The sequence below is a fragment of the Pseudomonas sp. WS 5532 genome, from assembly GCF_012985445.1.
GTDB classification, from domain to species: domain Bacteria; phylum Pseudomonadota; class Gammaproteobacteria; order Pseudomonadales; family Pseudomonadaceae; genus Aquipseudomonas; species Aquipseudomonas edaphica.
In genome coordinates this window covers 607,199-620,116 of the sequence record NZ_JAAQWK010000001.1, presented here as the reverse complement: position 1 = coordinate 620,116, position 12,918 = coordinate 607,199, and the positions used below count along the sequence as shown (strand labels likewise).

13 protein-coding genes are annotated in these 12,918 nt (G+C 59.3%); 4 read left to right on the top strand and 9 right to left on the bottom strand.

The features are described 5' to 3' along the window. The first annotated feature begins 9 nt into the window (after window positions 1-9). Window positions 10-699, top strand: coding sequence for a DUF4197 domain-containing protein (locus HBO23_RS02930; protein ID WP_017137124.1), 690 nt, complete (start codon window positions 10-12; stop codon window positions 697-699). A gap of 513 nt (window positions 700-1,212) precedes the next feature. Here the strand turns inward: HBO23_RS02930 and HBO23_RS02925 are convergent. Then, entirely contained in the window at window positions 1,213-1,827 is a 615-nt protein-coding gene (locus tag HBO23_RS02925; RefSeq protein ID WP_099548547.1) for a LysE family translocator, read from the bottom strand. Window positions 1,828-2,021: 194 nt separating this feature from the next. On the opposite strand from HBO23_RS02925, the gene HBO23_RS02920 reads away from it, so the two are divergent. Continuing rightward, window positions 2,022-2,612 carry an Lrp/AsnC family transcriptional regulator gene (locus HBO23_RS02920; RefSeq protein WP_262378151.1) on the top strand — a complete coding sequence of 197 codons (591 nt, stop codon included), beginning with the start codon at window positions 2,022-2,024 and terminating at the stop codon, window positions 2,610-2,612. Window positions 2,613-2,717: 105 nt separating this feature from the next. Here the strand turns inward: HBO23_RS02920 and HBO23_RS02915 are convergent, their stop codons facing one another. Both HBO23_RS02915 and HBO23_RS02910 read right to left on the bottom strand, forming a co-directional pair. Beyond that, on the bottom strand, window positions 2,718-5,783 hold the full coding sequence (locus HBO23_RS02915) for an efflux RND transporter permease subunit (RefSeq protein WP_138453031.1): 3,066 nt from the start codon (window positions 5,781-5,783) through the stop codon (window positions 2,718-2,720). 6 nt (window positions 5,784-5,789) lie between these two features. Beyond that, a complete protein-coding gene (locus HBO23_RS02910; RefSeq protein WP_170036443.1) occupies window positions 5,790-6,890 on the bottom strand; it encodes an efflux RND transporter periplasmic adaptor subunit in 1,101 nt (366 codons plus the stop codon). Window positions 6,891-6,983: 93 nt separating this feature from the next. On the opposite strand from HBO23_RS02910, the gene HBO23_RS02905 reads away from it, so the two are divergent. Next, a complete protein-coding gene (locus tag HBO23_RS02905; protein WP_017137119.1) occupies window positions 6,984-7,619 on the top strand; it encodes a TetR/AcrR family transcriptional regulator in 636 nt (211 codons plus the stop codon). Between the two features lie 122 nt (window positions 7,620-7,741). Here HBO23_RS02905 and HBO23_RS02900 read toward each other — a convergent pair whose 3' ends face one another. After that, on the bottom strand, window positions 7,742-8,524 hold the full coding sequence (locus HBO23_RS02900) for a class I SAM-dependent methyltransferase (RefSeq protein ID WP_017137118.1): 783 nt from the start codon (window positions 8,522-8,524) through the stop codon (window positions 7,742-7,744). Window positions 8,525-8,620: 96 nt separating this feature from the next. On the opposite strand from HBO23_RS02900, the gene HBO23_RS02895 reads away from it, so the two are divergent. Then, on the top strand, window positions 8,621-9,241 hold the full coding sequence (locus HBO23_RS02895; RefSeq protein WP_170036441.1) for an energy transducer TonB: 621 nt from the start codon (window positions 8,621-8,623) through the stop codon (window positions 9,239-9,241). Between the two features lies 1 nt (window position 9,242). Here HBO23_RS02895 and HBO23_RS02890 read toward each other — a convergent pair whose 3' ends face one another. The 5 genes from HBO23_RS02890 to adk all read right to left on the bottom strand — a co-directional run bounded on the left by HBO23_RS02890 (window position 9,243) and on the right by adk (window position 12,845). Further along, window positions 9,243-10,070, bottom strand: coding sequence for an isocitrate lyase/phosphoenolpyruvate mutase family protein (locus HBO23_RS02890; protein ID WP_170036439.1), 828 nt, complete (start codon window positions 10,068-10,070; stop codon window positions 9,243-9,245). A 27-nt stretch (window positions 10,071-10,097) separates the two neighbouring features. Then, a complete protein-coding gene (locus HBO23_RS02885; RefSeq protein ID WP_099548543.1) occupies window positions 10,098-10,958 on the bottom strand; it encodes a DUF72 domain-containing protein in 861 nt (286 codons plus the stop codon). After that, window positions 10,958-11,260, bottom strand: a complete 303-nt coding sequence (locus tag HBO23_RS02880) for a hypothetical protein (protein WP_017137114.1) — start codon at window positions 11,258-11,260, stop codon at window positions 10,958-10,960. Before HBO23_RS02880 ends, HBO23_RS02885 begins: the two co-directional genes overlap by 1 nt. A gap of 160 nt (window positions 11,261-11,420) precedes the next feature. Then, complete coding sequence (tsaB, locus tag HBO23_RS02875; protein WP_170036437.1) at window positions 11,421-12,107, bottom strand: tRNA (adenosine(37)-N6)-threonylcarbamoyltransferase complex dimerization subunit type 1 TsaB; 687 nt, start codon at window positions 12,105-12,107, stop codon at window positions 11,421-11,423. Between the two features lie 90 nt (window positions 12,108-12,197). Then, complete coding sequence (gene adk, locus HBO23_RS02870) at window positions 12,198-12,845, bottom strand: adenylate kinase (protein WP_056857561.1); 648 nt, start codon at window positions 12,843-12,845, stop codon at window positions 12,198-12,200. Window positions 12,846-12,918 lie beyond the last annotated feature (73 nt).

Here is a 12,918-nt window from a genome sequence, read left to right as displayed (position 1 = left end):
GAAGCGCTCATGCTCCGTCACTCTCTTCGCCTCACTGCCCTGTGTGCCGGCTTGCTGCTCGGTGCCAACGCCATGGCCCTGGACCTTGGCAGCCTGTCCCAGGGCGACGCCAGCGGCGGTCTCAAAGACGCCCTGACCCAAGGCGCCCAGATCGCCGTGAAACAACTGGGCGTGCCCGGTGGCTTCAGCAACAACCCCGAAGTGAAGATCGGCTTGCCAGGCAAACTCGGCAAAGTCGCCGACAAGCTGAAGATGTTCGGCATGGGTGACCAGGTCACGCAGCTGGAAACCAGCATGAACAAGGCCGCCGAAACGGCCGTGACCCAGGCGCAACCGATTCTGGTCAATGCCGTCAAAAACATGAGCGTGACTGACGCCAAGGGCATTCTCAGCGGCGGCCAGGACTCGGCGACGCAGTACTTGAACAAAAGCAGCCGTGAGCAGATTCGCGCCAAGTTCCTGCCGATCGTCAAGGCCGCTACCGACAAGGTTGGGGTTGCGCAACAGTACAACGCCCTGGCTGGCAAGGCGGCAGCATTTGGCGCAGTGGATGCCAAAAGTGCCAACGTTGAAAACTACGTGACCGAACAGGCGCTGGACGGCTTGTTCAAGATGATCGCGCAGCAGGAAGAAACCATTCGCAAAAACCCGGCGGCCGCGGCCACCAGTCTGGCCAAGAAGGTGTTTGGGGCACTATAAGCTTCTCAAACACACTGGTCCCACTGCGCCAAGGCCGCTTACCACGGGCCTTGGCGCAGTTGTTTCAGGCCAAGCCCCTTAACGATTCAGCGTAAAAAGCGGATAGCTAGGCCTGTAGGGTGAAGGTTGCTCGTAGACCGTGTGCTGCTGTGGATACGGCCTGCCATGGTTGGTCTGGGTTGGATAGGTGTGGCCCACGTTCGGCCGGACTGTATGAGGACGATGTTGGGGATAGTGGTGATTGTTTGTTGCGTGCCCCGACCTATACCCATTTCCAAAATTGTTGCGCGGTGCATTATTGCCCAACAGGGCTCCGAGCAGCGCACTTTTGAAAGCAATTACAGCATCAAAAAAAGCCATGTAACTCTCCATAAACTCATTGAATAGGTCGGACTGCCAACTCAGGGAAGTCCAAACCTGCGCCTGTCCATCAGGCAATTCTGAGTGGAGTAAAAAAGGCAAACGTTCCAAAGGCGCAGACGCCTGTTTGCATCAGGATGTGAGTCAGTGCTACTACGTCAGCGTGAATGACCAGGCGACCGTCACTACCATCAAAATCGCGAAGCTTACGTTAAGTCGTCGACTCCAAACGGGGTGGATGAACAACTTGCGCATCCGGCTGCCTGCAAAAAGCCACAAAAAATCGAATACCACGCAAACCAATAAACAAATAAGCGCTTTTGTGCCCTGCTCCCAGCCCGGCGTCGTGCCCAAGGTGAAACTGCCCAGTAACGCTGCAAACGCGGCATACGCCTTGATATTTGCAACCCCCAGCACAAAACCGGCACCCCAGCCCGGCGTGACCACGGCTTGCTGATCCTGAATGGGCGGTGCCGTACCAATGCGGTAAGCCAACCAAAAAATATAAACAATGGAGATGATCGTCAGTGCCACCGCCAACCCGGGAAAGCTGTGCAAGACGACGTACAGACCCGAGGCAACCAACGCCATGGCAATCACTAAACCCAGGGTGATCCCGACAAAAAACTCAAACGAGCGTTGCATGCCATACGCCGCGCCGCTGGCAGCCAGCGCCAGAGTCGCGGGGCCGGGGCTGGCCAGTAAGGCGATAGCTGCGAGGGTAAAGGTGAATATCGCCTGGTAAACACTTAGCGTGACATCAAACATGTGAAGCGCCTCGGTAGCTTTATTCAAAACTTAATGAAACCGCACCGCCTTGTAGTTGTAACTCGACGTTAGCACCCCTCACAACCACCACGCACTGGACCGCTTTGCACTTTCATACACCCATTCAATAAAATTTATAGCAAGTTAAAAACACTCACTCAAACACAGCCGCATCGTTTAGCCGGCGGTAACTTTTGAACGCAGCTGTAATTCGCACATTCAAGAATAAAAAAATAGATGGAAAGCTTTTAAAAATCCATTCTTTTGTCAGGGATCTGTGGTATGTAAGATTTTCACGCTATTTCATCAATGTTCGTAAGGTCCATCTAATGAAAAGGCTTACAAAAAACGATCAGACACTCGATGCCATTGATCGCGCGCTGCTGGTCGCCCTGCATCAGAATGCCCGTGCCTCTATCCGCGCGCTCAGCCGGCAGGTGGGATTGTCCGCTCCTGGTTGCAGTGAGCGTCTCAAACGCCTGGAAGTGGCAGGGGTTATAAGTGGGTTCAGCGTAGCGTTGGACGCGCAGGCACTGGGGTTTGCGCTGCAGGCACTGGTGCGGGTAAAACCGCTGACGGGAAATTTTCAAACAGTGGAGCAGCTACTGTCAGACATGCCTGAATGTATTGTCTGTTACAAGATCACCGGGGAAGACAGTTTCGTCTGCCATCTGTACACACATTCCGTTAACCACCTTGATCAAACCTTGCAAAAAATAACGCCGTTGGCCGACACCAACACCTCTATTATAAAAACCGTCGAGAAGAAACTGCCCCTGTTCTAAATAAACAAGTGGGAGACATTCAGGCTTAAACAGCAGTTATCGAATTTCAGGCTTTTCCCACACCCGTCAATACTATCGATACGCCTTCACGCCTCCCGTTATGAACTAGTGCGCCTCCTTCTTAATGCGAAACCATGCCGCATACAGGGCTGGCAAGAACAATAACGTCAACGCGGTCGCCACAATCAACCCGCCCATGATTGCCACCGCCATCGGCCCGAAGAACACGCTGCGCGACAGCGGAATCATTGCCAATACCGCCGCAAGCGCCGTCAGCACAATCGGGCGAAAGCGTCGGACGGTGGCTTCGATGATCGCCTGCCAGGGCGCCAGTCCCGCCTTGATGTCTTGTTCAATCTGGTCCACCAGGATCACCGAGTTACGCATGATCATGCCCGACAGCGCGATGGTGCCGAGCATGGCGACAAAGCCGAAGGGCTGGCGGAACACCAGCAGGAACAAGGTCACGCCGATCAAGCCCAGCGGCGCCGTCAGAAACACCATTGCAGTGCGTGAGAAACTGCGCAGTTGCAGCATCAGCAAGGTCAGCACTACCACGATAAACAGCGGCACGCCGGCCTTGACCGAGTTCTGGCCACGGGCCGAATCCTCGACGGTGCCGCCCACTTCGAGCAGGTAGCCGTCCGGCAGTTCGGCACGCACGCCTTCCAGGGTCGGCAGGATCTGCTGGACCAAGGTTGCCGGTTGTTCCTTGCCGTAGATATCGGCACGCACGGTCACCGTCGGCAGGCGATTGCGGTGCCAGATGATGCCTTCTTCAAAGCCATATTCGAGGGTCGCAATCTGCGACAGCGCTACGCTTTTGCCGTTGTCGGTCGGCACCGCCAGGCTCGGCAGCAGCGACAACTCGGTACGTTCATGCACGGTGCCGCGTAGCAGGATCTCGATCAACTCGTTGTCCTCGCGGTACTGGCTGACGCTGGAGCCGGTCAAGGAACTTTGCAGGAACTTCGACAGGTTGGCAGTGCTGACGCCCAGCGCACGGGCACGGTCCTGGTCGATATTCAGGTAGACGATCTTGCTCGGTTCCTCCCAGTCCAGGTGCACGTTGACCACGTGGGTATTTTCGCGAACCTTGGCCGCGACCTTGCGCGCCAGGGCACGGACTTCTTCGATGTGCTCGCCGGTCACGCGAAACTGCACCGGGTAGCCCACGGGCGGGCCGTTTTCCAGGCGCGTGACGCGTGAACGCAGGTCGGGGAATTGTTCGTTAAGGGTCTCGATCAGCCAGGTGCGCAGGCTTTCGCGTTCCTCGATGGTTTTGGCCAGTACCACAAACTGCGCAAAGCTGGCGGCCGGCAGTTGTTGGTCCAGCGGCAGGTAGAAGCGCGGCGAACCGGTGCCCACATAGGCCACATAGTTGTCGATGCCAGCATGTTCCTTGAGCAAGGCTTCCAGGCGCTTGACCTGGTCGGCGGTGTTGCTCAGCGAGGCACCTTCAGCCAGTTTCAGGTCGACCATCAACTCCAGTCGGCCGGAGGCCGGGAAGAACTGCTGTGGCACAAAACGGAACAGCGCCACCGAGCCGATAAACAACAACAAGGTCAACACGATCACGGTTTTGCGCCGACGCACACACCATTCGACCAAGCGTCTTACACGTTGATAGAACGGCGTGCCGTAGGGATCAGGCCCATCGGTGCCGTGTTTGGCCGCATGAATCTTCGCCAGGTCCGGCAGGAGCTTTTCCCCCAGGTACGGCACAAACACCACCGCCGCAACCCACGAGGCCAGCAGGGCAATGGTCACCACTTGGAAAATCGAACGGGTGTATTCACCGGTACTCGATTGCGCGGTGGCAATCGGCAGGAAACCTGCGGCGGTGATCAATGTGCCGGTGAGCATCGGGAACGCGGTGCTGGTCCAGGCAAAACTCGCGGCCTTGAGCCGGTCGTAGCCCTGCTCCATTTTGATCGCCATCATTTCCACGGCGATGATCGCATCGTCCACCAACAAGCCCAGGGCCAACACCAAGGCACCGAGGGAGATTTTGTGCAGGCCGATGCCCAGGTAATACATGGTCGCAAAGGTCATCGCCAGTACTAGCGGAATCGCCAGGGCGACCACCATGCCGGTGCGTACACCAAGGGAGAAGAAGCTCACCAGCAGCACGATGGCCAAGGCTTCAGCGAGTACCTGGACGAATTCACCGACGCTGGTTTTCACCGCCGCCGGTTGGTCCGAGACCTTGCGCAGTTCCATGCCTGCCGGAAGGTTCTTCTGCAGGCGTGCGAATTCGCCTTCAAGGGCCTTGCCCAGTACCAGAATGTCGCCGCCGTCACGCATCGCCACGGCCAGGCCGATGGCGTCCGCGCCCATATAGCGCATGCGCGGCGCCGGTGGGTCGTTGAAGCCGCGATGGATTTGCGCCACATCACCGATGCGGAAGGTGCGGTCACCTACGCGAATCGGGAAGTTACGGATCTCATCGACCGTTTTGAAGTTACCCGAGACGCGCAGTTGCACGCGTTCCGTCGGGGTTTCAAAGAAACCGGCGGTGGAGACGGCGTTCTGCTCCTGCAGTGCCTGCTGCACTGCAGCCAATGGCAGGCCGAGGGTGGCGAGCTTGAGGTTGGACAGTTCGATCCAGATCTTCTCGTCCTGCAGGCCCAGTAACTCGACCTTGCCCACATCCGGCACGCGTTGCAGTTGAATCTGGATGCGGTCGGCGTAGTCCTTGAGCACCGCGTAGTCAAAACCGTCACCGGTCAGGGCGTAGATATTGCCGAAGGTGGTGCCGAATTCATCGTTGAAAAACGGCCCCTGGATATCCGGCGGCAAGGTCTGGCGAATATCGCTGATCTTCTTGCGCACCTGGTACCACAGCTCCGGGATTTGTGCCGAGTGCATCGAATCGCGGGCCATGAAGGTGACCTGGGACTCACCGGGCCGGGAGAACGAGACAATGCGCTCGTACTCGCCCGTCTCCATCAGCTTCTTCTCGATACGTTCGGTGACTTGGCGCGAAACTTCCTGGGCCGTGGCGCCCGGCCAGTTGGTCTTGATGACCATGGCCTTGAAGGTAAACGGCGGGTCTTCACTTTGCCCCAGCTTGGTGTAGGACAACGTGCCGACCACTGCCAGCAGGATCATCAGGAACAGTACGATCTGGCGATTACGCAACGCCCATTCGGAAAGATTGAAACCCATCGGGGACTACTCCTTGGCCGCCAGATTCACTACTCGGTTGGCGCGATCCACCGGGCGCACTTGCTGGCCCTCATGGAGCACATGCACACCCGCCGCGATCACCCAATCGGTGGGGGCCAAGCCTTCAAGCACCGGCACGGTTTTTTCACCGAAAGCACCGATGCGCACCGGCGTTCGTTTGAGCGTGTTGTCCGGCTGTACCCGCCAGACGTAGGACGCACCGTTCTCCGCGCTCAGGGCCGACAGCGGCACTGACAGTGGGACGATGCCATCAGCCTGGATGAAGACGCGGGCGCTCTGGCCCAACTCGGCGGGGACTTTGCCGCCGGTGAAGGCAACGCGCGCAGCGAAGGTGCGGGATTTTGGGTCGGCTGCCGGTGAGAGCTCACGAATGCGCCCGGCAAAACGTTGGTCGGGCTGGCTCCACAACTCCACCGATACCGGTTGGCCGATCTTGAAGCGGCCAAAGCCTTGCTCGGGCAGGCTGATCAACACTTCGCGCTCGCCATCGGTGGCCAGGGTAAACACCGTTTGGCCGGCGGACACCACTTGGCCGACTTCCACCGCACGCTTGGCCACTACACCGTCCTGGGGCGCACGCAGCACGGCATAGCCGGCCTGGTTGCTCGATACGTCGAACTCGGCCTTGATCTGCTTAAGGCGTGCAACACCTGCTCGGTAGAGGTTTTCGGAATTGTCGTACTGCGAGCGGCTGACCATCTGACGGTCCATCAGGGTCTTGTAGCGGTCGCGTTCGGCGCGCACCAGGCTCAGGTTGGCTTCGGCGGCGGCAACCTGAGCGCGGGTGGCTTCCAGTTGCAGGCGCACGTCCTGTGGGTCGAGCTCTGCCAATGGTTGGTTGGCCTTGACCCGCTCGCCCTCCTCCACCAAGCGCTTACTGACTTTGCCGCCGATGCGAAAGGCCAGGTCCGGCTCATAACGGGCGCGTACTTCCCCCGGAAAACTGTCCATCGCCAGCGCCGACGGCTGCGGTTGCACCACCATGGCCGGGCGGATGGTGGTTTGGGCCGCTTCTTCATGACCGCAGGCGGTCAACAGGAAGATCAGGCTGACAGGCAACGCAAGGGGCAGGAAAGTACTGCGCATGCTGAAGGACCTTTCGCAAATGGAGCTAGGAATAATTATACTGGCCGGTATGTTATTAATACCAAACTCACCAGTCCAGTATTAAAGGTGAAAATGTCCGACAATCCTGTAAACACCAATAGCCCCGGGCGTCCCAAGGACATGGCAAAACGCCAGGCAATCCTCGAAGCAGCCAAAATCCTGTTTTTGAGCAATGGCTACGCCAGCACCAGCATGGATGCCGTGGCCCTTGAGGCCGGCGTGTCAAAACTGACGGTCTACAGCCACTTCACGGATAAAGAGACCTTGTTCACCGCCGCCGTCGTGGCCAAGTGCGAGGAGCAGTTGCCGGTGATGTATTTCGAGTTGCCCGAGGGCATGCCGGTGCACACCGTACTGCTGAACATCGCGCGCGGCTTTCATCGGCTGATCAACAGCGAAGAATCGGTGAACCTGCACCGCCTGATGATGACCACCGGCAACCAGGACGTGAAACTCTCGCAGATCTTCTTTGAAGCCGGGCCTATGCGCATGCTGCAAGGCATGGAGCGCCTGCTCAGCCGCATTGACCAGAGCGGCGCCTTGAGCATCGACAAACCATTTACGGCGGCTGAGCACTTCTTTTGCCTGCTCAAGGGCACGGCAAATTTCTGCTTGTTGTATGGGTGTGGCGGGCAGTTGAGTGAAGAAGCTGCCGAAGCGCATGTGCAGGAGGTGGTGGGGTTGTTTATGCGGGCGTATCGGCCTTGAGGGTTTGAGCTGCCTGATCGGGCACTATCGCAGGCAAGCCAGCTCCCACCTTTGACTGTGTTTGCAAATCAAAAGGTGGGAGCTGGCTTGCCTGCGATGAGGCCCGATAGAACAACAATGATTCAGGACTTGAGCGCTTTCTTTGGATAGATGTCATACCGGCTGGACTTTCCATCCAACGCATGGCTCGGTTTGGGCCCGTCAATGCACGGCGCCTTGCGCGGGCGCTTGACCACCACGCGGTGGCTGGCCAACGCCAAGGCGGCAGCGAGTAAGGCCGGTGCGTCCGGATCATCACCCACTAATGGGCGAAACAGGCGCATTTCCTTCTTAACCAGCGCCGTTTTCTCACGGTGCGGGAACATCGGGTCCAGGTAGATCACCTGCGGCGGCTCGCCCTCCCAGTTGCGCATCACCTCGATCGAGTTGCCTTTGAGCAACTGCATGCGCGCCACAATCGGCGCCACTTCAAAGTCGTCCGCACCACGGGCCAGGCCGTCTTCGAGCAAGGCGCCGATCAACGGCTGACGCTCGATCAGGCTCATCTCGCAGCCCAGGCTGGCGAGTACGAACGCGTCCTTGCCCAAGCCCGCCGTAGCGTCCAGCACCCGTGGGCGCACCCCTTGGGCAACACCGACCGCCTTGGCGATCATCTGCCCGCTGCCACCGCCGTAGAGACGCCGATGCGCCGCGCCGCCTTCGACGAAGTCCACGCGCACCGGCCCCGGCGCGTCAGGCCCGAGCTGTTGCAGTTGCAGGCCGTGTTCCCCGACTTGCAGGGAAAAGTCCGCCTCCTCCAGCTGTAAAGGCAGGCCAAGCTGCGCGGCCCAGTGCTCGGCGCGGGCCTTGAAACCGTCGGCCAAAGCCTCGACCCGAATGCGGCTGGCCGCTGGTTGTTCGCTCATCAATCGCTACGCTCAAAAATATTAAGGATCGGCAAACAACGGCCGATAAAAACAACAGTCAGGTATTTTGCCAGAGCTGAGCGTCGACCGAGAAAAATGTCAGACATTCTTCCCCTAACCATCGGTGTACTGCCGACCCACAACCACTACGGCCTGCGCAATACTCAAGCGCTGGCTGGGGTGAGCCATGTGTGGCAGGACTTCTTCGCCCGTGCGTTGGCCGAGCAGCTTGGCGATACGCCGAGTGCGCTGGCGGCCAAAGCTCCGGCGCCGAGGGACCCGGCGGTAGAACCCAGCGAAGGCGCCGACCTGTTGTCACAGATCCTCACCCAGCGTGAATGCGACGTACACGACACCGAGGTCGCCCCGCCGGAGCCGCTGTTCCTGCCCATCGCCGAATTTGAAACCGAGCTGCTGCCGCCGCCTGCCACGCCGTTCCCGGCAGAAGAAATCATCGCCCAGCAGCGCCAGCAAAACTTCGAAAGCGGCTGGGTCCGCCCGATTGTGCTCAATGCCGGCAACCCGCCGCCTGAGCCTGGCCCGGCGCCGCAGCCCCAGCCGCTGCACCTGCCGATTGCCGAATTCGAACTGGACCTGCTGCCACCGCCTGCCACGCCTTACCCGGCCGAGGAGCTGGTGGCGCAACAGAAGGCGCTGGACTTCGATTATCACTGGGCGCGCCCGCTGGTCCTCAACAACCTGCGCCTGGCGGCCTGATTCAGCCTTTGAAAAAACCGTTGGCCTGGCTGAACGGCATCTTGCGTTCAGTGAAGGTAAAAGTGCCCAGCTCATACACCTCCTGCGCCGCCCGATAGAACTCGCCATACGCCGCCAGCGCCATGGCTGAGCCGACACTGATGCGGCGCACGCCCATTTCGCTCAACTGCGCCACGCTCAGGTTCAAACCACCGGACATCAGCACATTTACCGGTTTGGGCGCCACCGCCTTGACCACCGCGAGCACTTCTTCGGCACTGCGCAAGGCGGGAGCGTAGAGCACGTCCGCCCCGGCTTCGGCGTAGGCTTGCAGGCGGCGAATAGTGTCAGGCAAATCCAGGCGACCATGCAGGAGGTTTTCTGCACGGGCGGTGAGCGTAAAGGCAAATGGCAAGCTGCGGGCAGCGGCGACGGCGGCTTCCACGCGCTCCACCGACAGGTCAAACGGATAGATCGGGTCGACCGCAATGCCTGTGGCGTCTTCGATAGAGCCACCCACAATACCGCTGGCCGCGGCGCGCAGGATGGTCTGGGCGCAGCCTTCGGGGGTGTCGCTGAAGCCGTTCTCCAGGTCAGCCGCCACCGGCAGCGCAGTGGCCCGCACGATCGATGACGCATTGGCCAAGGTGTCTTCAAGGGATAATGCGCCTTCCGCATCCGGTCGCCCGAGGCTGAACGCATAGCCCGCACTGGTCGTGGCCAACGCCTCAAAACCCAGGCTGGCGAGCATGATGGCGGAGCCGGCGTCCCACGGGTTGGGCATCACGAATGCGCGGTCACGCTCATGCAAGGCCTTGAAGGTTTCGGCGCGAAGGGTTTGGGCATCCATGGCTGACTCCTGTCGGAAAAAGGAGCCCTAGAGTAACCCCAGTTGCTCCGCTGCGGGTTCCCGATGCAAGGTTGGCAGCGCTGGCAACCCCGGCAAACGCAGCATCAACTGTTGGTGAAAGCGCAGCGCCAGTTGCGCGGCGAGGCGGTTATCCGAGGTGTGCAGGAACACATAAGGCGTGCGCCCCTCTTCGATCCAGCCAGCAATTTTTTCTACCCACGGGACCAGGAACGGGTCATTGGCCTCCAGTTCCGGATGGCCGATGAAGCGCACCTGGGGAAATTGAGTCAACGCCGCCGGCCGTGTTGGTACCTTGGGCTTTTTCGATTGGGCGTGCAGCACGGCCGCCGACGTTGAAGTGCAACTGAACAGCGCACGTGGATCGAGGCAAATACGCTCCACGCCACGGTCGCGCAACAGCCGGTTGAGCCTGCGCTCGGCATCGCCCTTGGCGAAGAACTCAGGGTGACGCACTTCCACGGCCAGCGGGCGTTCCAGGCCGTCAATGAAACCCGCCAGTTCGCCCAGGCGTTGCGGCGAAAAGCTCGCCGACAATTGCAACCACAGCGGCGAAACCCGCTCGCCCAAAGGGCTCATCAAGCCGACAAAACTTTCCGCTGCCGGCAATTGCTCGCGCAAGTCGCCGCCGTGGCTGATGTCTCCGGGGAATTTGGCGGTGAAGCGAAAACCCTCAGGCATGATTTCAGCCCAGCGCTGCACCGTGGCGGCCGAGGGGCGGGCATAAAAGGTGGTGTTGCCTTCAACGGCGTTAAAGACCTGGGAATACAGGGCAAGGTAGTCGCTGGAACGGGCATCGGCCGGGTACAGGTACTCGCGCCAGGCGTTTTCACTCCAGGACGGGCAGCCGATGTAGTAAGGCAGGCGCATCAGATGTGGATGTCGAGACCCAGCACTTCCATATCCCATTCGACAAAGCCGGCGGTGGTCAGGTAGCTGGCCAGCGCGGTGGCGACGCTTTTGCTCATGGAACGGGGGAAGACCATGTCTTGCTGACGGGCAGGAAGGCCACTGATGCGTGCAGCGCCAGAACCTTGGGCACTGGGTTGCGACTCTGACTGAACCTCGATGAAGTCCGGCGAATCTTCGACGGACTCGTCTACCGTGACGTTCGCCTTGCGCGGCTTACGCTTGAGTGGGTAGGACTGTGAGGAAAAGCCGTCTATACGCATACATGCAGACTCGGTATCAATGATGGCAATTTAGCGGCACTTTCCGTGGTGCGCAAATGCTCTGGTGATAACTAGAACACATAATTTGTAAAAGGTTTACAAACCGGGGCAAATTCTGACGATTGGGGATTTTTGCTCCAAATTGCCAGCATTTTTGACGTCAAATAATCCCGCGTTCAGCCTTGGTTTGCGCAACTTTATCGCGCAGATAAACCGGTGCAGCCTGGTCGGCCGAAATCGCTTCGCCGCGCTCGAAAGCGAAACGTGCCAGGGTCAGCAAGTCTTCGGCGTGGGGCAACATGGCAGCGTCCTGCCCCGCCAATTGCACAGGGATGCGCTCGCCATAACCCCAGCCAGTACCGGCACCAAACCAATCGCCGCTGGCGTCAGCAGGCAACACCGACGATTCCGGAGGCTGTACGGCTTCCACGCCCACCAGACGCATTTCGGCAGCGGTTTCGCGGTAGCAGCCCCAATACACTTCATCCATGCGCGCATCAATCGCCGCCGCCACCTGCGAGGCGCCGTGTTCACGCAATGCACGCTGGGCCAATACCGCAAGGTTGGACACCGGCAACACCGGGCGCTCCAGCGCAAAGGCCAGGCCTTGCACCACCCCAATGGCAATACGCACGCCGGTAAAGGCGCCCGGGCCACGCCCGAAAGCAATCGCGTCCACGGCAGACAGCGTGGTGCCCGCCTCTTCCAGCAGTTGCTTGATCATCGGCAACAGCTTCTGCGCATGCAGACGCGGGATCACCTCGTAGTGGCTCGTTACCTTGCCATCATGCAGCAAGGCGACGGAGCAAGCTTCAGTCGCGGTGTCCAGGGCCAGCAGGGTGCTCATCGGTGTAGGTGTCCAAGTCGAAAAAAAGTGCGCCAGTATAAACAACAACGGCCCGCAAGCGGGCCGTTGTACGCAAAGCCGATCGAAGGATCAGCTCAGTGCTTCAAGCACCTTGGCAGTGATGGATTCTACCGAACCCACGCCAGGGATGTGGCTGTACTTCGGCTTGCCTTGGGCAGCCGAAAGCTTCTGGTAGAAATCCACCAGCGGCTTGGTCTGCGAATGGTAGACCGACAGGCGATGGCGCACGGTTTCTTCGGTGTCGTCCTTACGCTGTACCAGGTCTTCACCGGTCACATCGTCTTTACCTTCAACCTTTGGCGGATTGTAGACGATGTGGTACACGCGGCCCGAGCCTTCGTGAACGCGACGGCCCGCAATACGCTGAACGATTTCTTCGTCTTCAACTGCGATTTCAACCACAGCGTCCAGCTCAACGCCGGCTTTCACCAAGGCTTCCGCCTGGGGAATAGTGCGTGGGAAACCGTCGAACAGGAAACCGTTCTTGCAGTCTTCCTGGCTGATGCGTTCCTTGACCAGGTTGATGATCAGGTCATCGGAGACCAGGCCGCCGCTGTCCATTACGCTCTTGGCGATCAGGCCCAGTTCGGTGCCAGCCTTGACGGCGGCACGCAGCATGTCACCGGTGGAGATTTGTGGAATGCCGAATTTTTCAGTGATGAACTTTGCCTGAGTACCTTTACCGGCCCCGGGAGCTCCCAGCAGAATGACGCGCATCGATGTGCTCCTCAATTTTTTATAGAGATGACGCTCGGATTCGCCGCGTGGGGCCAATCTCGTAAAAATGTGG

Bases quoted from the DNA above. Each gene is read 5' to 3' on its own strand.
- HBO23_RS02930 (WP_017137124.1), top strand. From the start codon at position 10: ATGCTCCGTCACTCTCTTCGCCTCACTGCCCTGTGTGCCGGCTTGCTG.
- HBO23_RS02925 (WP_099548547.1), bottom strand. From the start codon at position 1,827: ATGTTTGATGTCACGCTAAGTGTTTACCAGGCGATATTCACCTTTACC.
- HBO23_RS02915 (WP_138453031.1), bottom strand. From the start codon at position 5,783: ATGGGTTTCAATCTTTCCGAATGGGCGTTGCGTAATCGCCAGATCGTA.
- HBO23_RS02910 (WP_170036443.1), bottom strand. From the start codon at position 6,890: ATGCGCAGTACTTTCCTGCCCCTTGCGTTGCCTGTCAGCCTGATCTTC.
- HBO23_RS02905 (WP_017137119.1), top strand. From the start codon at position 6,984: ATGTCCGACAATCCTGTAAACACCAATAGCCCCGGGCGTCCCAAGGAC.
- HBO23_RS02900 (WP_017137118.1), bottom strand. From the start codon at position 8,524: ATGAGCGAACAACCAGCGGCCAGCCGCATTCGGGTCGAGGCTTTGGCC.
- HBO23_RS02895 (WP_170036441.1), top strand. From the start codon at position 8,621: ATGTCAGACATTCTTCCCCTAACCATCGGTGTACTGCCGACCCACAAC.
- HBO23_RS02890 (WP_170036439.1), bottom strand. From the start codon at position 10,070: ATGGATGCCCAAACCCTTCGCGCCGAAACCTTCAAGGCCTTGCATGAG.
- HBO23_RS02885 (WP_099548543.1), bottom strand. From the start codon at position 10,958: ATGCGCCTGCCTTACTACATCGGCTGCCCGTCCTGGAGTGAAAACGCC.
- HBO23_RS02880 (WP_017137114.1), bottom strand. From the start codon at position 11,260: ATGCGTATAGACGGCTTTTCCTCACAGTCCTACCCACTCAAGCGTAAG.
- tsaB (WP_170036437.1), bottom strand. From the start codon at position 12,107: ATGAGCACCCTGCTGGCCCTGGACACCGCGACTGAAGCTTGCTCCGTC.
- adk (WP_056857561.1), bottom strand. From the start codon at position 12,845: ATGCGCGTCATTCTGCTGGGAGCTCCCGGGGCCGGTAAAGGTACTCAG.